Source organism: Rhodococcus sp. ABRD24 (assembly GCF_004328705.1).
In the GTDB taxonomy this organism is placed as follows: Bacteria; Actinomycetota; Actinomycetes; order Mycobacteriales; family Mycobacteriaceae; genus Prescottella.
On sequence record NZ_CP035319.1, the window covers coordinates 1,324,378 to 1,346,500 of the forward strand.

Annotated in this window: 2 protein-coding genes; both read right to left on the minus strand. The window is 67.3% G+C overall.

From position 1 onward, the window contains the following. Positions 1-4: 4 nt before the first annotated feature. Positions 5-20,755 (minus strand): non-ribosomal peptide synthase/polyketide synthase, encoded by a 20,751-nt coding sequence (locus ERC79_RS05935; protein WP_242676751.1) that lies wholly within the window; start codon positions 20,753-20,755, stop codon positions 5-7. A gap of 541 nt (positions 20,756-21,296) precedes the next feature. Beyond that, complete coding sequence (locus ERC79_RS05945) at positions 21,297-22,052, minus strand: GntR family transcriptional regulator (protein ID WP_131576579.1); 756 nt, start codon at positions 22,050-22,052, stop codon at positions 21,297-21,299. Positions 22,053-22,123: the final 71 nt, after the last annotated feature.

A 22,123-nucleotide genomic window follows, 5' to 3' on the forward strand; every position in this document is an offset into this window, starting at 1 on the left:
ACATCTACCGGTTGTTCTCGATCAGCTCCGTGGCGTCGGCAATCATCGCAGCGATCGCCGACGAGTAGCCGTCCGCACCCAGTGCCGGCAGGATGCCCGGCAACAAGCCGGACAGCGCCACCGTCATGAGCGCCTCCGCCTTGAGTGCTCCACCCATCGCGGCACGGACCGCCTCGAGCTTGGCGTGCAGGTCGCCGAAAGTGACATCCGTGCCGCCATGCGAGATCGCCATGGCATCCGGCGCGACCCCGGCTGCACCGGCCACGAGACCGGGCAAGTCCTCGACGGTCTTCGCCTTCTTCGGCGTGAGCGCCGCACGCTCGCCGTCGCTGAGGATGTCGATGGCGCGCAACACGATCGACGGATCGGAGGTGACGGCGTCCAGAAGGCGCAGGAATCGCGCCGCGAACGCCTCCATCGTGGTGCGGTCGAACAGCGCCGTGGCATAGGTGAGCTGGGCCCGGATTCCGGCGAGTTCGCCGGTGTCGCCGTACTGCTCGACCGCGGTGAGCTGCAGGTCGAACTTTGCCTGGTCGCCGCCCAGGTCGAGCGCCGACACCTCGAGACCCGGGAGCGCAAACGTCCCCGTGTCCATGTTCTGGAAGGTGAGCATCACCTGGAACAGCGGCGAGTACGCGCTCGACCGGCGCACCCCCGCCGCGTCGACGATCCGCTCGAACGGGACATCGGCCTGACCGAACGCGGCCAGATCCTTCTCCCGTACCTGCGCCAGCAGCGCCGTGAACGGTGCGCCCTGCTCGACCTGCGTCCGCAACGCCAGCGTGTTGACGAACATGCCGATCAGATCGCCCGTGGCCTGCTCACCGCGACCCGCGACGGGCGTGCCGACCACGACGTCGTTCGAGCCGCCGAGTCGCGACAGCAGCACGGCCAGCGCCGCATGGAAGACCATGAAGGTGGTGGCACCCTGATCCCGCGCCACCTTCTCCACCCGCGCAGCGAGTTCCGCGTCCATCGCGAACTCGACGGTGTCACCCGCCATCGACTGGCGAGCCGGACGCGGGCGATCGGTCGGCAGCGCCAGCAGTTCCGGCGCGCCGTTCAATTCGTCTGCCCAGTAGGCGATCTGACGCGAGATGACACTGGACGGATCGGATTCCTCGCCCAGTACCTCCCGCTGCCACAGACTGAAGTCCGCGTACTGCACACCGAGCGGCTGCCAACCCGGCACGTCGCCGCCGATCCGCGCGACGTACGCGAGCATCACATCCCGGATCAGCGGTCGCATCGAGAACCCGTCGGCGCTGATGTGGTGCGCGACGAACGCCAGCACATGTTCATGTGTGCCGAGCTCGAACAGGGCTGCCCGAACCGGAACCTCCGTGGTGACGTCGAATCCCCGCCCGAGCACCGCAGCGAGACGGTCGACGATCTCGGCCTCCGTGACCCGGACCGGCGTCAGTTCCGGCGCCACCTCGGTCGGCGGGACCAGCACCTGGATCGGACCGTCCACCGAGTCCGGGTACATCGTGTGCAGCACCTCGTGCCGCGCGATCACATCGGACACCGCTTCCCGCAGGACCGCCACATCGAGCGCGCCCGACAGCCGTACCGCCACCGGAATGTTGTAGGCCGCCGACTCCGGATCCACCCGGTTGAGCGTCCACATCCGCTGCTGCGCCAGCGACAACGGGACCACGTCCGGACGCGGGCGCGCCGTGAGCGCGGCCCGCGCTCCGCGACCGATCAGCGGTGTCACACCGGCAACGAGGCCGGCCACGGTGGAATCCTCGAACACCATCCGCACCGGCACCTGAGTATCGAGTGCGGCGCCAAGCCGCGCCACCAGCTGCGTCGCGACGAGCGAGTTGCCACCGAGTTCGAAGAAGTCGTCGTCCAATCCGACGCGGCCGACTCCCAAGACGTCCGCGAACACACCGGCGACGGTCTCTTCCAGCGGCGTGGTGGCCGCCCGGAAGTCTCGCGCCTCGAACGTCGGCACGGGCAGCGCCTTGCGGTCGAGCTTGCCGTTCGCGTTGAGCGGCAACGCCTCCAGCGACACGAACATCGACGGAACCATGTACGACGGCAGCGTCCGCGACAGCTCGGCGCGAACTGCCGCGGTATCGACCTCGCGGCTCGCCGCGGTATCGACCTCGCGGCTCGCCGCGGTATCGACCTCGCGGCTCGCCGCGGTATCGACACCGGACCCGGCCACCAGGTATGCCACAAGCCGTGTGCCGGTGTGGCTGTCGGTATGTGCCATGACCGCGGCTTCGTGCACGAACGTGAGTTCGCGCAGTGCGGCCTCGATCTCGCCGAGTTCGATCCGGAAGCCACGGACCTTCACCTGGAAGTCGGCCCGCTCGACATACTCGAGCTCGCCGCTGCCAGTCCAGCGCACGACGTCGCCGGTGCGGTACATGCGTTCACCGGCTGCCCACGGGTTCGCCACGAAGCGCTCCGCCGTCAGATCGGGCCGTCCGTGATACCCACGGGCCAGCTGGGCACCCGCGAGATACAACTCGCCGGCCACCCTGGCGGGAACCGGGTTCAGCCGCGAATCCAGCACGTACACCTGGGTGTTCCACTCCGGTTTACCGATCGGAACGACTACGGTGTCCGCGGCGGTGACCTCGTGATGGGTCACCGACACCGCGGCCTCGGTGGGGCCGTACAGGTTGTGCAGCACAGCAGCGTTGCTCTCGCGGAACGCCTGCGCGGTCGCCGCCGGCAGCGCCTCACCGATCGCAAAGACCCGGCGCAGCGACGCCGGCAACACACCATCCGCTGTCGTGAGCAGCATCGACAGCATCGACGGGACCACGTGCAAGGTCGTGACCTGATGGTCGCGCAGCGCATCCAGCAGGTAGCCGGGATCACGGTGACCGTCCGGCGTCGCGATCACCAGGCGGCCACCGCACGTCGCCATCGACCAGAACTCCCACACCGACAGGTCGAACGTCGCGGCAGTCTTGAGAAGTGCCGCATCGGAACTGTCGAGCTCGTATTCGGCGCGCATCCAGAGCAACTGGTTGACGACGGCCGCATGCGAAACCGTCACGCCCTTCGGCCGCCCCGTGGAACCGGACGTGAAGATCACGTACGCGGTGTTGTCGGGGCGCAGAGGCGCCCGGCGCTCGGCGTCGGCGACCGGGTCCGCGTCATACGCCGACAGTTCGAGGGCATCGATCTCGAACACCGGCCACGGGTCGAGGGCGGCGGTGCCGCTCCCTGTTTCGGCGAAACCATCCCGCACTGTGGTCAGCACACACACCGGCGCCGCAGCGGCGAGCACGTACCCGATCCGCTCCACCGGCTGATCCGGATCGATCGGTACGTAGGCGCCACCGGTCTTCGCGACCGCATACATACCCACCAGCAAATCCACCGACCGACGGACCGCGAGACCCACCGAGGATTCCGGACCCACACCCTGTGCGATGAGGTGCCGCGCAAGACGGTTCACGCGCGCGTCGAACTCGGCGTAAGTGAGTGTTCCATCCTCGTAGACCAGCGCGACCGCCGATGGCGTCGCCGCCACCTGCGCGTCGAAGAGATCCACCAGAGTCGCCGGCGGCACCGCACGATCGGTGGCGTTCCACGCCGCGAGCACCCGCGCACGCTCATCGACGTCGAGCATGTCGACGTCTCCGACGGGCACCACAGGCTTGATCACGACGGATGTGAGCAGCCGCCCGAAGCGGTCGGCGAACGAACGGACGGTCTGCTCATCGAACAGATCCGCCGCATACGTCATCGATGCCTTCATGCCAGCGGGATCACCACCGTCATCGTAGTGATCCTCGACGATGAGATGCAGATCGAACTGGGCCACACCGGCTTCCACCTCGGCAACCTCGACCGCGAGCCCCGGAAGCTCGAGGGTGCCCCGTTCGTGGTTCTGGAACGAGAAGCCCACCTGGAAGAGCGGGTGCCGCGCGGTCGAGCGCGCCGGATTGAGCACCTCGACGAGACGCTCGAACGGCACGTCCGCGTTGGCGAACGCCTGCAGGTCGGTCTCCCGGACGTGGCCGAGCAGATCGGCGAACGAGAGTTCACCGTCGATCCTGGTCCGGAACACCAGTGTGTTGACGAACATGCCGACGAGGTCGTCGAGTGCGGCCTCGCCGCGGCCGGCAATAGGGGTACCGATGGCGATGTCATCGCTGCCCGAGAGCCGCGACAGCAGCACCACGAACGCCGAGTGCATCGCCATGAACAGCGTCGCACTGCGCTTCCGCGCGAGATCACGCAGTCCTCGATGGGTTTCCGGGTCGATCTCGAACTCGATCACCCCGCCTCGCAAACTCTGAACAGCCGGCCGGGGCCGGTCGGTCGGCAGATTCAGCTGATCCGGCAGATCGGCCAGCGCATCCGCCCAGTACGCGATCTGCTGCGCCGCCACCGACTCGGGATCGGTCTCATCGCCGAGCATCTCGCGCTGCCACAGCGCGTAGTCGGCGTACTGCACCGTCAGCGGCGCCCAGCGCGGGGCCTGACCGTGCACACGAGCCGCATAGGCCGTCATCACATCTCGCGTCAGCGGCGCGAGCGACACACCGTCCGCGCTGATGTGGTGCACGACCATTCCCAGTACGAAGTCCCTGTCCCCGACGCGGTACAGCGCTACCCGGATCGGAACGTCCGCGGTGACGTCGAAATGTGTCGCGGCGAGCGACCGCATCCTGTCGGCGAGGTCCTCGGAGTCGACATCGATCGGTTCCAGGTTCATCGTCGTGCGGGCCGCATCCGCCGAGGACAGAATCAGTTGCTCCGGCCCGTCGTCGGTCGCCGGGAACACGGTGCGCAGAGACTCGTGCCGGCCCAGGACATCGGCGAGAGCCTGTGCCAGGGCCGCGATGTCCAGATCGCCGGACAGCCGCAACGCCATCGGAATGTTGTACGCCGCGGACGCGGCGTCGAAGCGATTGAGGAACCACATCCGCTGCTGCGCAAGCGACAGCGGAATCCGCTCGGGGCGCGTGCGGGCGGTGAGGGCCTGACGGCCACCACCGGACTGCTCGGACAAGCGCCTTGCCAGCAAATCGACCGTCGATGCCTCGAACAGGTCCCGCACCGGCACCCGGATGTCGAGTGCCGCTCCCAGTCGCGAAACGATCTGCGTCGCGATCAGCGAGTTGCCGCCGAGGGCGAAGAAGTCGTCGTCGAGACCAACACGTTCGAGATCGAGGACCTCCGCGAAGACACCCGCAACTATCTCCTGGACCGGGGAGACCGGGGCCCGGAACTCGCGGGCCTCGAACACCGGCTCCGGCAGCAGCTTCCGATCAAGCTTGCCCGACGCATTCAGCGGGAACTCGCCGAGTACGACAACCGATGCCGGGACCATGTACGACGCGAGCGAGGCCGCCAGCGCCGCCCTGGTGGCATCGGTGTCGACACTCTGTCCGGAGGCCGGAACCACATAGGCCACCAACTGATCGCTCTTGACCACAACCACCGCCTGGGCGATCGAGTCCTGCGCCAGCAGTGCCGACTCGATCTCACCCAGCTCGATCCGCAGACCGCGCAGCTTCACCTGGAAGTCCGTGCGGCCCAGATACTCCAGCTCGCCGTCACCGGTCCACCGAACGAGGTCGCCCGTGCGATACATCCGCTCGCCGGTGCGAGAGAACGGGTTCGCCACGAAGCGGTCCGACGTCAGATCGGGGCGGCCGACGTAGCCGCGCGCCAACTGGGCACCGGCCAGATACAACTCACCGGCGACACCTGCCGGGACCGGACGCAGTCGCCCGTCGAGCACGAAGGCCCGCGTGTTCCAGACCGGACCGCCCATGGGCACACTCGCGCCGACCACACCGTCGACCGGCCGCGCGGTCGCGTGCACCGCGAACTCCGTCGGCCCGTACAGATTGTGCAGCTCAGCACCGTTGACCGCCGAGAACGCAGCCGCTGTTGCCGTCGGGAACGCCTCACCCGCGACCAGCACGGTTCGCAGCGAGCCGCACCTGTCCGCAGCCAGTTCGGACGTGAACGCCGACAGCATCGACGGCACGAACGACGTCGCGGTCACCGACTCCGCCTCGATGACCCGCCTCAGATAGACCGGGTCCCGATGCCCGTCCGGCGCCGCAACCACCAGTCGGCCACCCACGACGAGGGTGCCGAAGAGTTCCCACAGCGATACGTCGAAGGTGAACGGCGTCTTCTGCAACACCACGTCGTCAGCCGACAGGCCGTACTCGGCCGTCAGCCACTGGATCTGGTTCACGATGGCCGAATGCGCAACTGCGACACCCTTCGGACGCCCCGTCGACCCCGAGGTGAAGATCACGTACGCGGTGTTCTCCGCCCGCAGCGCGGTGGTGCGCTCCTCATCGCGCACGGGAAGATCCTCGAAGCCGAACACGTCGAGGGTGTCGAGTTCGATTGCGGTTGCGGAGTCCGGCAGTTCGGCCGCATCCTGCGACGTCGTCAGTATCAACGTCGGCTTCGCCGTGTCGAGGATGTACCCGTTGCGTTCGGCCGGCTGATCCGGATCCACCGGCACGTACCCGCCACCGGCTGCCAGCACCGCATACATGCCGACCAGAAGATCCACCGACCGCCGCATCCCCAGTCCGACAAGCGAGTCGGGTCCCACACCCTGTGAGATGAGGAACCGGGCCGTGCGATTGACCCGAGCCGCGAACTCACCGTAGCTCAGCGAGTCTCCCTCGAACACCAGCGCCGTCGCGTCCGGCGTCCGAGCCGCCTGCACCTCGAACAACTCCACCAGCGTGGCACCGTCTTCGACCACGTGATCGGTCGAATTCCACTGTTTCAGAACACGATCGCGGCCGTCGGCCCCCAGCAGATCGATGTCACCGACAGCTACCGAGGCGTCCTCGGTTATCGCGCCGAGCACGCCCAGGAATCTGTCCGCGAACGCAACCATCGACGATTCGTCGAACAGATCCGTCGCATACGTGAGCTCCACCGACAGCTCGCCCCCGGACGGCGCGGGTTCCACCGTCATCTGCAGGTCGAACTTGGCGATCGCGGCGTCGAAATCCACACCGGCCACGCTCAGTCCGTCGAGCTCGAGCGACGCCCGGCTCATGTTCTGGAAGGCCAGCATCACCTGGAACAGCGGGTGCCGCGCCTGCGAGCGCTGCGGGTCCAGCACCTCGACCAGCCGCTCGAACGGGACATCCGCATGCCCGAACGCGTCGAGGTCGGACGACCGGACCCGCGCGAGCAGCTCCGCGAACGGAGCTCCGCCGTCGACCTCGGTTCGCAGCACCAGGGTGCCCACGAACATGCCGATCACATCGTCGAGCGCAGCCTCGCCGCGACCGGCCACCGGGGTACCGACCGCGATGTCCGACGTGCCGCTGAGCCGGGACAGCAGCACCACCAGCGCGGCGTGGACCACCATGAACGCAGTCGCCCCGTGTGTGCGGGCCACCCGGTCGATTCCGGCGTGCAATTCGGCGTCGATCGAGAATCGGTGCGTGGCACCGCGGTTGGAGGCCACAGCCGGGCGCGGGCGGTCCGACGGCAGATCCAGCTGGTCAGGCAGATCCGCAAGAGCCGCCTCCCAGTACTGGATCTGCCGGGAGATCACCGATCCCGGATCGTCCTCACTGCCGAGCACGTCCCGTTGCCACAACGTGAAGTCCGCGTACTGCACCGCGAGCGGCTCCCATGCCGGCGCCTCGCCCGCGGACCGCGCCGCGTACGCCACCATGACATCGCGGGTCAACGGCGCCATCGAGAAGCCGTCCGCCGCGATGTGATGGACCACGAGGACCAGAACCTGCTCGTCGGCCGCCAGCCGGAACAGCCGCGCCCGCACTGGCAGGTCGGTCTCCAGGTCGAACCCGGCGGAGGCGAATGCCGCTATCCGCTCGAGCAGCTCCGCCTCGGCAATCGACTCCGCGCCGAGATCGACGACGGCGCGATCCGCCGACACGATCACCTGGGCTCCCACACCGTCGATGTCCGGGAACACCGTGCGCAGCGATTCATGGCGGGTGACCACGTCACGAATCGCGGCCTGGAGCGCGTCGACGTCCAGCGCACCGGACAGCCGGATCGCAACCGGGATGTTGTCGACGGCGGAGTCCGGTTCGAACCTGTTGAGGAACCACATGCGCTGCTGTGCCAACGACAACGGCAACCGCTCGGGACGCGGCCCCGCCACGAGTGCCTTCCGCGCACCGTTTCCGGCGAGTGCACCGATCCGGGCGGCGAGTTCCTCCACCGTGGACGCCTCGAACAGCGCGCGAACAGGCACCTGAGTGTCGAGGGCGGCGCCCAGTCGCGAGACCACCTGTGTGCCGATCAGCGAGTTACCGCCCCGCGTGAAGAAGTCGTCATCGAGTCCAACCCGCTCGAGGTGCAGCACATCCGCGAACACCCCCGCGACGATCTCCTCGATCGGCGTGGTCGGCGCGCGGAACTCACGCGCCTCGAATACCGGTTCCGGCAACAACTTACGATCCAGCTTGCCCGACGGATTCAGCGGGAACTCGTCCAGCTCCACGAACACCGCCGGCACCATGTACGACGCCAATGTCGCGGCCAGCGACCGCTTGATCCGATCGACATCCACCCTCGCGTCGCCGGCCGGGACCACATACGCAACCAGCTGATCACTCTTCACCACGACCACCGCCTGGGCAATCGGATCCTGCGCCAACAGTGCAGCCTCGATCTCACCCAGCTCGATCCGCAAACCGCGCAGCTTCACCTGGAAGTCCGTGCGCCCGAGATACTCCAGCTCGCCGTCACCGGTCCACCGAACGAGGTCGCCCGTGCGATACATCCGCTCGCCACTATCCGCGAACGGGTTCGCCACGAACCGATCCGCCGTCAGATCACTACGGCCGACGTACCCGCGCGCCACCTGGACACCGGACAGGTACAGCTCACCGGGCACACCCAGCGGCACCGGTCGCAGCCGTCCATCGAGTACGAACACCTTCGTGTTCCACACCGGCGCGCCGATCGGCACCGTCACGTCCGCCGCCGTGACCTCGTGGAACGTGACATCGACGGCAGCCTCGGTCGGGCCGTAGAGGTTGTGCAGCGCGGCGTTCGAGATCTCCCGGAACCGGGCGGCGGTCTGCGGCGGCAGCGCCTCACCCGAGGCGAAGACCATACGAAGCGAATCTGCCTGGTGAGCAGACGGTTCCGACACGAAGACAGCCAGCATCGACGGCACGAAGTGCGCCGTGGTCACGGAGTGTTCGACCATGGTTCGCGCGAGGTACGCAGGGTCGCGATGACCGTCGGGTGCGGCGATCACCAGTCGGGCGCCCGTCTGCAGCGGCCAGAAGAACTCCCACACCGAAACGTCGAACGTGAATGGCGTCTTCTGCAGCACCACATCCGATGCCGCGAGCGCATACTCGGCCTGCATCCACACCAGGCGATTCACGATCGCCGCATGCGAAACCGTCACACCCTTCGGCCTGCCCGTCGAACCCGATGTGAAGATCACGTACGCGGCGTTCGAGCCCCGCAGCGGCGCAACCCGATCCGAATCTGCAATCGGCAAATCAGAGAAGCCGGACACGTCGACCCGGTCGAGTTCGAGCACGGTCGAGTTCGGCAGATCGGCCGCGTCCCGTGAGGTCGTCAGCACCAGCAGCGGCCTCGCCGTGTGCAGGATGTAACCACTGCGCTCGACCGGCTGATCCGGATCCACCGGCACATATCCGCCACCCGCCGCCAGTACGGCGTACATGCCGACCAGAAGGTCGATCGACCGGCGCATCCCCAGACCCACCAACGAGTCCGGCCCCACTCCCTCCGCGATCAGCATCCGCGCCGTGCGATTCACCCGAGCCGCAAAATCGCCATACGACAGCGACTCACCCTCGAACACCAATGCCACCGCATCCGGCGTCCGCGACACCTGTGCCTCGAACAACTCCACCAGCGTCGCACCCGCGACCACCCGATCGGTGTTGTTCCACCCACGCAACACCAGGTCACATTCCGCCGAATCCAGCAGCGGCACATCTCCGACCGGCAACTCCGGGTTCGCTGTCACAGCGCCGAGCAGCCGCGCGAACCGCGCCGCAAATCCGGCTATGGTCGGCGCGTCGAACAGATCGGTGGCATATGTCAGGTCGACGGCCAACCCCGCGGGCACGCCGGCCTCGTCGACCGCTTCCGCGACGGTGATCTGCAGGTCGAACTTCGCCACCGGCACGTCGACGTCGATGGCGGACACCGACAATCCCTGTAGCTCCAATGCAAGTGGTCCCAGATTCTGGAACGTCAGCATCACCTGGAACAGCGGGTGCCGCGCCTGTGAGCGCTGCGGATCGAGCACCTCCACGAGCCGCTCGAACGGGACGTCCGCGTGCGCGAATGCACCGACGTCGACCCGGCGCGCCGCCCCGAGCAGTTCGATGAACGAGCGCGCACCGTCCACCTCGGTCCGCAGGACCAGGGTGTTGACGAACATGCCCACCACATCGTCGAGCGCCGACTCGCCACGGCCGGCCACCGGCGTGCCGATCGCGATATCCGACGTCCCGCTGAGTCGGGCCAGCAGCACCGCAAGCGCCGCGTGCACCACCATGAATGGAGTCGCGTTCTCGCGCTGCGCGAGCGTCGCTATCGCCTGATGTGTGACCGCGTCGATCGAGAATCGGTGCCCCGCACCTCGCATCGACGCCGTCGCCCGGCGGGGCCGATCCGACGGCAGGTCAAGCTGATCCGGCACCCCGGCGAGCTGACCGGCCCAATAGCCGATCTGCCGCGCGATCAGCGAATCCGGATCGTCCTCGCGACCGAGAACCTCCCGCTGCCACAGCGTGTAGTCGGCGTATTGCACTGCCAGCGGCGCCCACGCGGGCACCTCGCCGGCGCATCGAGCTGCGTAAGCCACGACGACATCCCGCGTGAGCGGTCCCATCGAGAAGCCATCAGCCGCAATGTGATGCACCACGAGCGCGAGGACGTGCTCGGTGGGGCTGAGCTCGAACACCGCCGTCCGAATCGGCGCCTCACGTGTTACATCGAACGGTGTGTGGGCCAACTCCGCCAACGCCGCGTTCAGATCCTCCGCCCGCATCGGGACAGGTTCGCGGGGAACCTCGATCCGGTCGATGGGCAGCACCACCTGCTGGCCGACGCCGTCGACTTCGGGATAGACGGTGCGCAGGGCCTCGTGCCGGCCCAGCACATCGATCACAGCCGCACGCATGGCATGGCGGTCCAGTAACCCGGACAGCCGGATGGCCACCGGGATGTTGTTCGCGGCGGAATCAGCGTCGAACCGGGCCAGGAACCACATGCGCTGCTGCGCGTAGGACAGTGGGATCCGGCTCGGTCGAGGACTTGCAGTGAGCGCACGCCTGCCGCCACCGGCGCTCCTCTCGATCCGCGCGGCCAGCCCGTGCACCGTGGACACTTCGAACAGCAGGCGCACCGGAACGGTTGCGTCCGTGGCCTCCCCCAGGCGGGCGGCGGCACGGGTAGCGATCAGCGAGTTACCACCGAGATCGAAGAAGTCGTCGTCCCTGCCGACGGCCCCGACATCGAGGAGTTCCGCGAAGACCTCGGCGACCATCCGTTCGGCCGCCGTCTCGGGCGCGCGGTATGCCTTGACTTCGAACTCCGGCTCCGGCAACGCCTTCCGGTCGACCTTGCCGCTGGCACCGAGCGGAATCTCGTCGAGCACGACGATCGCGGCCGGAACCATGTGGGACGGCAGTGCCAGCCCCACCGCTTCCCTCACTGCGACCGGATCGACAAGGTACCCCACTGCTGCAACGACATAGGCTACGAGCTGATCCCGCTTGACGATCACGACCGCCTGGGCAATCGCATCTACGCCGAGGAGAGCAGCTTCGATCTCGCCCAGTTCGATGCGGAAGCCTCTCAGCTTCACCTGATGATCAGCGCGTCCGACGTACTCGATCACGCGATCGGCACCGGTGCGCACCACATCGCCGGTTCGGTAGAGGCGAGTGCCCGGCGCCCCGAACGGGTTTGCCACGAAGCGGTCCGCGGTCAGCGCAGCCCGCTCGTGATAGCCACGGGCCAGCCCCGTGCCCTCGATATACAGCTCACCCACGACTCCGGCCGGAACCGGGCGCAGCCGTGCGTCGAGCACGTAGGTATTCGCCCCGCGAATCGCACGGCCGATCGTCACCGGAGATCCGGGCACGAGCGGGTCGGAGATATTGGAGGCAACCGTTGCCTCGGTCGGGCCGTACGCGTTGAACATCCGGCGACCGCCGGTAGCCCAGCGCGCGACCAGTTCGGCCGAGCACGCCTCGCCGCCGACCACGATGACGCGAAGGTCGTCGAGACCCGCGGAGTCCGCAGACGCCAGCGCCGCCGGCGTAACGAACGCATGGGTCACGCGCCGGACGGCGAGCAGTTCGGTGAGCTCGGCGCCGCCGTAGATCGACGTCGGTGCGATCACCATCGTTGATCCGGACCCGACGGCCATCAGCAGCTCGAGGATCGATGCGTCGAAGCTCGGCGACGCAAAGTGCAGGGTTCGCGAATCCGATGCCAGCCCGTAGCGCGCCACCTGCTCCTCGGCGAACGCGGCGAGGCCGGAGTGCGTGACGACCACGCCCTTGGGAACGCCCGTCGATCCCGACGTGTAGATGACGTACGCGGGATGGCTCGGCGCCAGCATCCGAACCCGGTCTGCATTCGACACCCGGCTCGGAGATTGGGTATCGATGGCACTGGACACCGCGGCATCGTCGAGCACCAGCCACGGCAACTGCTCGGGCAGACCGGATGCGTGCTCGGCGACGGTGATACCGAGAATGGCACCGGAATCCGACACCATGTGTGCGACACGGTCACCGGGGTAGTTCGGGTCGACGGGCACGAAGGCCGCCCCGGACTTTGCGACGGCCCACACAGCAGTCACCGATTCGATCGACCGGGTGAGCGCGACGGCGATGACGTCCTCCGGTCCGGCACCGCGCGAGACCAGCAGTCGCGCCAGCCGGGTGGACCGCTCGTCGAGTTCGCGGTAGGTAACCCGGCGTTCGCCACACTCGAGCGCGACCGCCGACGGGTCCATGTCGGCGGCGGCGGCGAGCAGGTCCGAGAGCACGACGGGATCCGGCGCGCCGGGGCCCACCGGGATGGTCAGTTGCTTCGCCTCATCCGCGTCGAGCAATTCGACGTCCCCGACGATGACGTCGACGGGGCCGGCGACCGCTTCGAGGATCCGGACGAACCGGCGGGCGAAGGCCTGCACCGTGGGTTCATCGAAAAGATCTGTCGCATAGGTGAACTCGGCGGTCATGCCCCCGGCGTCGCCGTTCTCCGCAATGGTCTCCCGGAAGGTGAACTGCAGGTCGAACTTGGCGACCGCGGCATCGAGATCGACCTTGTCGATCGTCAGGCCCGGCAGGTCGAGGTGCGTGACACCGAGGTTTTCGAACGAGAGCATCACCTGGAACAGCGGATGGCGCGCCGTCGAGCGAGCCGGGTTGAGCACCTCGACGAGGCGCTCGAACGGAATGTCGGAGTGCGCGAACGCGCCCAGCGCTACGTCGCGGGCGTGACCGAGCACGTCGGTGAACCGCGCGCCGTGGTCGACCTCGGTCCGCAGGACCAACGTGTTGACGAACATGCCGACGAGGTCGTCGAGCGCCTGCTCGCCGCGGCCCGCGACCGGCGTACCGATCGCGATGTCGCTCGTGCCCGACAGTCGTGACAGCAGCACCGAGAGTGCGGCGTGCACGACCATGAACAGCGATGCGTTGTGCGCGTGTGCGAGGTCGATGAGCGCGCGATGGACCTCCGGGGAGATCTCGAACTCGGTGTGGGCACCGCGGAAGGACTGGTTCGCCGGGCGGGGCCGATCGGACGGCAGATCCAGCTGGTCCGCCAGCCCGTCGAGCTGGTCGAGCCAGTACCTGGTCTGACTCGAGATCACCGAACCCGGATCGTCCTCGGAACCGAGGATCTCCTTCTGCCACAGAGAATAGTCCGCGTACTGCACCGGAAGCTGCGCCCAGGCGGGCTGATCCCACTGGGTGCGGGCGGCGTACGACACCATGATGTCCCGCGCCATCGGCCCCATCGACCAGCCGTCGGCGCTGATGTGGTGCACCACGATCGCCAGCACGTGCTCGGTGGGACTGATCCGGAACAGCCCGGCACGCACCGGGACCTCGCTGGTGACGTCGAATCCGCGAGCGGCGAGCGCGAGCATGGCACGCTGCAAGCCCGCACGCGAGACCTCTCGCGGAGTCAGATTTGGAACGATCTGCACGGCATCGACCACCACCTGGTGCGGACCGTCCGGCGAATCCGGGAAGACGGTCCGCAACGACTCGTGACGATCGAGCACGTCCATCACCGCGACCTGTAGGCCGCTGATGTCGAGGATCCCGGACATGCGCAGCCCGAACGCAAGGTTGTACGTGGCAGATTCGGGGTCGAGGCGGTTGAGGAACCACATCCGCTGCTGTGCGAGGGACAGCGGAACTCGGTCCGGCCGCGGACCGGCGAGTAGCGCCTTGCGCGCACCGGCACCGGCATGCTGCTCGACCCGGGCCGCCAGGGCGGCGACCGTCGAGGTCTCGAACAGGATCCGCACCGGGACGCGCGCGTCCAGTGCCGCACCCAGCCGCGACATCACCTGGGTCGCGATGAGCGAGTTGCCGCCGAGTGCGAAGAAGTCGTCGTCCAGGCCTACCCGCTCGGCACCGAGAACATCGGCGAACACATCGGCGACGATCTCCTCGATCGGCGTCGTCGGTGCCCGGAACTCGCGGGCCTCGAAGACCGGCGCCGGCAGTGCGGCCCGGTCCAGCTTGCCCACCGGGGTCAGCGGGATCTCGTCGAGTACGACGATCGATGCCGGCACCATGTACGACGGCAGAATCGACGCCGCGTGCTCGGACACCGACCGGACGTCGACATCGTCAGATGCCGAGATGTACGACACCAGCGCGATCTGATCCGATGGCAGCCGGTGCCCGACAGTCGCTGCGAAAGACACGTCGGCATGGCTGGTGAGGGCAGCGTCGATCTCGCCCAGCTCGATCCGGAATCCACGCACCTTGACCTGGAAATCGGACCGGCCGACGTACTCGATCGCGTGGCCGGTGACACCCTCGGTCGCTTCGCACGCCGCAGCCTTCCAGCGGACCACGTCGCCGGTGCGGTACATCCGCTGACCGGCGGCGCCGAACGGATCGGCGACGAAGCGATCGGCGGAAAGTCCGGGCCTGCCGTGGTATCCACGAGCGAGGGCATCGCCCGTCAGATACAGCTCGCCCGCGACACCCACCGGGACTGGGCGCAATCGCGCGTCGAGGATCAGCGCGCCAACGCCCGGGACCGGTCCGCCGATCGTGATGGGATGACCCGAGAACAGCTCGGCGCGGGTCGAAACGATCGTCGTCTCGGTGGGCCCGTACGCATTGAAGAAGCGGCGGCCCGGGGCCCAGCGACTGACGAGTTCCGAGGTGGAGGCGTCGCCGCCGACGGAGACCAGGCACAGGTGGCCGAGGTCCTGTGGGTTCATCGACCCGAGGACTGCGGGGGTGATGATCGCGTGCGTCACCCGAGCCTCGGCGAGCAGCGAGTGCAGTTCGGCACCACCGAGGATCGACGGCGGCACCACCACGAGTTCCGCTCCGGCGGACGCGGCGAGCATCCACTCGAACAGCGATGGGTCGAAGCTCGGACTGCAGATGTGCAGCACCCGGTCGGACGCCGTCACGCCGTAGAGATCGACCGACTGGTCCACCAGACCCGACAGACCCCGGTGCGTCACCGCGACCCCCTTCGGGCGTCCGGTCGAACCCGACGTGTAGATCACGTACGCAATGTGATCGAGCCGCAGCGGCACCATCCGATCGGCGTCCGTCACCGGAGCGTCCGCAAGGTCGAAGGCAGACGCCTCGAGCGCATCGAGCGCGTACCACGTCGTCTCCTGGGGCAGCGTCGACAGCGCGGCATCGGAGGTGATTCCGAGGATCGCACCCGAGTCCTCGAGCATGTGCTCGATGCGGTCGGCGGGGTAGGTCGGGTCCACCGGAACGTACGCGGCGCCGGTCTTCGCGACTGCCCACACGCCCAGCACCATCTCCCAGGAACGCGGAAAGCTCAGCGCCACAACGGTTTCCGGGCCGACACCGTCGGCGATCAGCCGGCGCGCGAGACGGTTCGACCGGACATCGAGCTCACCGTAGGTCAGCGCGGTTCCCGCGCAGCTCACCGCCACACCATCCGGGTTGGCCGAGGCGCCCGTACCGAGGATCTCCACCAGCAGACGCTCGTGGCCGACCGGTCCGCCGTGCACCGCGGTGAGGGCACCGGCCTCGCCGCTACCGAGGATCTCGGCGTCACCGGTCGGCTGTGCTGGGTCCGCCACGACGGCGTCGAGGATTCGCACGAACCGCTCTGCGAAGGACTCGATCGTCGACGCGTCGAACAGATCCGTCGCGTACTCGAAGACCGCGGCGATAACGGCGGGTGCACCGGACTCGTCGTATCTTTCCGAGATCGACAGCTGCAGATCGAATTTCGAGATCGGGACGTCGAGCTCGGCGGCGGTCGCTCGCACGCCGGCGAAACTCAGGTCACGCACACCCGCAACCTCCACCGACAGCATCGCCTGGAAGAGGGGGTGGCGGGCCGGAGAACGAGTCGGCTTCAACGCCTCGACGAGCCATTCGAACGGTATCTCGGCATGTCCGTACGCCTCGAGATCGCTCTCCTTGACGCTGCCGAGCAGATCCGCGAACGACATTGCCGGGTCGACGTGTGTCCGCAGCACCAGGGTGTTGACGAACATGCCGATGAGGTCGTCGAGTGACGCGTCACCGCGGCCCGCAACGGGCGTACCGATCGCAATGTCCGAGGTGCCGCTCAGCCGCGCGAGCAGTACCGCGTACGCGGCGTGTATCACCATGAACAACGTCGAGTTGTGTTCGCGCGCAATCTCGAGCAGTCGAACATGAGACTCGGCCGAGATGTCGAACCGGTACTTGGCACCGGCGTTCGACGCAACGGCAGGTCGGGGTCGATCCGCCGGCAGGTCCAGCTGGTCCGGTAGCCCCGCGAGAGTCTCTGTCCAGTAGCTGATCTGGCGCGCCGCAAGAGAGTCCGCATCGGCGTCCGAACCCAGCACTTCGTGTTGCCATACCGCATAGTCCGCGTACTGCACCGGCAACGGCGTCCAGTCGGGCGACGAACCCTCGACTCGGGCGGCGTACGCAACCATGAGGTCACGCGCAAGCGGACCGAACGACGAACCGTCCGAGGCGATGTGGTGCAGGACCACAGCCGCGACATACTCGGTATCAGATATCCGGAACAGCTCGACACGGAACGGAACCTCGGTCGTGACGTCGAAGCCACGCGATGCGAGTCGCAGCAGACGGGGCGCGAGTTCGTCCTCGTCGATCGTGACCGGATCCAGTACGCGAACGGTTTCGGACACCGGCAGGATCAGCTGGTGCGCGCTGCCGTCGACCTCGGGGTAGATCGTGCGCAGCGACTCGTGACGATCGACCACGTCCGCGAAGGCCGCGGAAAACGCCCGCGGATCCACCGCGCCGGACAGCCGGACCGCGAACGGCAGGTTGTACACCGCGGTCGTGGCATCGAAGCGGTTGAGGAACCACATCCGCTGCTGTGCAAGCGACAGCGGGACCCGCCCCGGGCGCGGCACCGAACCCAGGACCGGAAGTCCCGCAGTTCGCATCGCTCCCGAACCGGCGCGGGCGGCGAGCGCCGCGACGGTGGGCGCCTCGAAGAGTTCGCGGACTCCGAGCCGGATGCCCAGTGCCGAGCCGACGCGGCTGACGACCTGTGTCGCGACGAGGGAGTTGCCGCCGAGCTCGAAGAAGTCGTCGTCCAGACCGACCCGTTCGATCCCCAACACCTCGGAGAACACCGTGGCGACGGCCTTCTCAGCGTCGGTACGGGGTGCGCGGAACTCCTTGTTGCTCAGGAAGAGTGGATCCGGCAGCGCCTTGCGGTCGAGCTTGCCGCTGGTATTGAGGGGGAACTCGTCGAGCACCGTGATCGACGCCGGAACCATGTACGCAGGCAGTGAGCGGCCCGCGAACTCGGAGACCTCCGCGGGAACGATCGTTCGTCCGGGGGCCGGGACCGTGTAGGCCACCAGTTGGTCGCCGGTCCCGGTGGCGACCACCAGCACCACTGCCTGAGAAACGTCGTCATGCGCCAGCAGGGCCGTCTCGATCTCGCCGAGCTCGATCCGCTGGCCGCGGAACTTGACCTGGAAATCGGTGCGCCCGATGTAGTCCAGGGTGCCGTCCGCGCGCCATCGCACCAGGTCACCGGTGCGGTACATCCGTTCACCCGCGACACCGATCCCGTCGACGCCGCCGAAGGGGTTGGCCACGAAACGATCCGACGTGATGTCGGGCCGACCGACGTAACCGCGCGCCAGCTGGTCTCCCGCGAGATACAGCTCGCCCGGCTGTCCGATAGGGGTGGGCCGCAGGCGGTGGTCGAGCACGTACGCCCGCGTGTTCCATTCGGCGACACCGATCGGGACGGTCGTCAGGTCCTGCGGACCGGACTCGTAGTAGGTCACCGACACGGCCGCTTCGGTGGGGCCGTAGAGGTTGTGCAGTCCCGCATCGCACAGCTCACGGAAGTCGGCTGCGGTCTCGGTCGGCAGCGCCTCACCGATCACGAAGACATTGCGCAGCGAATCACACGTTCCGGCAGGAGCATTCGCGACGAAGACGGTCAGCATCGAGGGGACGAAGTCGGTGACCGTGATCGAATGTTCGGCGATCTTGGAGGCGACGTAGACGGGATCGCGGTGGCCGTCCGGGGTGGCCACGACCATTGCCGCACCCACCCGCAACGGCATGAAGAAGCCCCAGAGCGACACATCGAACGTGGTCGCGGTCTTCTGCAGGTACACGTCGGACGTGGTCATCGGATACTCGTGCAGCATCCACTCGAGCTGGTTGTCGATCGCTGCATGCGAGACCGCAACACCCTTGGGGCGTCCGGTCGATCCCGACGTGTAGATCACATACGCGGTGTTGTCCGGACGCAGCGGCGCCAGACGATCCGCGTCGGTCACCGCACGGCAGTCGAGCGCATCGACGTCGAGTGTGTCGATCTCGAGCGTCACAGTTCCAGCCGGCAGGTCGACCTCGTCGCGTGCAGTGGTCAGCACACAGGCCGGACGCGCCGACTCGAGAATGTAGGCGGTGCGGTCCACCGGATGGTCGGGGTCGATCGGCACCCAGGCACCGCCCGTCTTGACGATGGCATAGAGCCCAGCGACGAGATCAATCGAACGCCGAATAGACAGTCCGACAAGCGATTCCGGACCGACACCCATACCCGTGAGGATGCGGGCGAGCCCGTTGGCGCGCGCGTTCAGCTCGGAGTAGGTGAGCGACGTGCCCTCATGGATCACCGCGGTGGCGTCGGGTGTGCGCGCCACCTGTTCCTCGAAAGCCTGCGCCAGGGTGCGCTCGTGATACCGGTGGCGGGTCCGAACCCAGTCGCCCAGTACCGTCCGGCGCTCCACCGCGGTGGGCAGAGACAGGTCCCACACCCGGCAATCGGAAGCGGCGCCGATGTACCGATCGAGGAACTCGACGAAACGCTCGTGATTCCGGCGGGCCTCGTCGTCGGTGTACAGATTGGGATTGGACTCGAAATCCACGTGAGTCTTCGTACCGGCGACGCTCTGGTACAGGTTGACACCGAGATCCTCGATGAGCCCGGTCGAGAGGATGTTGAGCTCACCGAGCATGTCGCCGAAGCGCAGTTCCGTGTGGAACATCATGATGTTCACCCACGGGCCGAAGAACGACGCCTGTCCGGCGGTTCCGCTGACGTCCCGGCGGATGTCCTCGTGCCGGTACCGCTGGTGGCGCAGCGCGCCCGAGACCTCGGCGGCGACCTCCCCGAGCAGCTCGGCGACCGTGGTGTGCGCGGCGACGGTCAGCCGCAGCGGCACGACGTTGGACACCATGCCACCGGAGCGCCGCAGGACGGCGCTGGTACGGGCAGTGACCGGCAGGCTCAGCACGACGTCCTCGCGCCCCGTCATCTGCGCGAGATACGCCGCGAACGCCGCGATCACCACGGTCGCGATCGTCGTGTCCTCACGCTCGAGGAACGCGTCCATCCGCGCGGACGCGGTCGCGGTCAGCGCAGCACTGTCGATGCGGCTGAGCGGAGCAGGCGGAGCGGCACGGCCGGCGAGACTCGTCTCCTCCACCCCGGACACCCGATCGAGCCAGTAGTCGCGGTCGGATGCGAAGCGAGTGGACGCGCGGTATGAGCGTTCGGCCTCGTACACCCGCTCGAGCGGGGAAGCCAGGTTCTCCGTCGGCTCGACACCGTCGACCGCAGCCGTGTACAGCTCGGCGACGCGGTTGACGAAGGTGGTGGCGCCGAAGCCGTCCAGGACCACGTGGTGGGCGCGGTTGTACCAGTAGTAGACCTCGTCCTCGATCCGCAGGACCGCCGCCGACACCAGGCGGTCCCGGAGCAGGTCGACCGGCGCGCTGTAGTCGGCCCGCATCCATGCGAGCGCGGCAGCGCGGGGATCGGCGTCCGAACGCAGGTCGACGTACTCGGGCGAATCGTCGAGGCTGGTGTCGATCATCTGGTGAGGTTGCGCGTCGATCTCGAGGAGTCGGACGTAGCCCGACCCACTCTCACCCGCAGCAGCAGCACTCGCCCGGTGCAGGATGTCGACATCCAGGTGTCCACGCAACTCGACGTACTGTGCGATGTTCGCCGGCACCGAAGGATCGACGTGTTGTGCAAACCACATCCCGAGCTGAGCCTGAGACAGCGGGAATGGACCTGCGTTCACATCCTCCCTGATCGAGCTGCCACTCTCTAGTCCACCGACGCCTAGCGAGTCCAAACCCAAAGCCTCTCTCTCCCACCATCACGCGCGCCCACCACATGCGGAAACCCCGACACGCGGCGGACACCGAGCACACAACCCGTTCGAGCCGAGCCCGACGCAGGCACGGAGGAACCGCTGTCACAGGTACTCGCTCGGGGTATATCTGCTGATCGGACCCTGTTCGTTACAACAGTCCGAGTCGGCTGGCGCCGGGCAGGCCAGATCACGGAGGGGTTGTCAACCACGTGGATCGTGATCGACCGCCTCGCTCCCCGATCCGTCCGAGCGGGTCACGTGAGACAGTCGATCACCGAATTTCCTGGGTTGAGCACCCAAGACAATCTACAGGGTCGCTTTGACAAAAGCTCATTTAGTAGGACGCCGCGTCACACTTACAACGTCACGCCGAAGGCGACGATCACCTTGGTCGGCCGCACCCTCACCACAAGCTCACCGGGCACCCCATTGCGGCGGCGGACCGCCAGTTTCCGAACCCACCGGTTCAGGACAGGACCTCGACAAGAGTGGTCGCCGAGTCGCCGACCATGTACTTTTCGATGCCGTCCAGGTGCTTTCGCCAGAAATTCTGCGCCTCGACCCCATCGCTGTTGCGCAGGTGACCGAGCAGCTTGGTGTACGCCCGCTGTGCGGCACGAGCCGCCGGCCGCTCGGTGCCGTCGCCGTGTGAAGCGATGAACAGAGCATTGTGCGCCTCGATGATGTGTACCAGCATCCCCGCCAGTACGGCGAGGGTCTCATTGCCCGCCAGGTCGACCAGACTCTGGTGCAGGAGCACATCGTGATGTGCGAACGCGGCCGCGTCGTCCACCAATTCCGCACCGGTCGAGATCATGCCGGCGAGCCGATCGAGAGCATCGACGTGATCCGGCCCGGCGAGCACACCCACCGCAGATACCTCGAGTGAGGCGCGAGCACGGTAGACATCCACGAGCGGTGTTCCCTGGTATTGAAGCAGCAGCCCGGTGTACCGCGCGGCCACCGATGCGTCCGGCGCCATGACGCGGGCGCCACCCCGAGCCCCTCGGAGCACGGTGATGATCGACTCCGACTCGAGAATCCGGAAGGCCTCACGCAACGTAGGGCGTGAGACGCCGAACTGCTCCATGAGCACGGATTCACTGGGCAGTGGATCACCGGCACCGAGTTCGCCGGTGATGATGCGCCGACGAAGATTCGCGGCCACGAGTTCACCCGCCTTGGGCACCCGCACCACAGTCGATTTGGCTCCGACCGTCACAGTGTCCCTCTCCTCGACTCCGGTCCCGATGCACGCCCGGACTCGTCGCCCGGGCCGGTGCCCGGACGCGT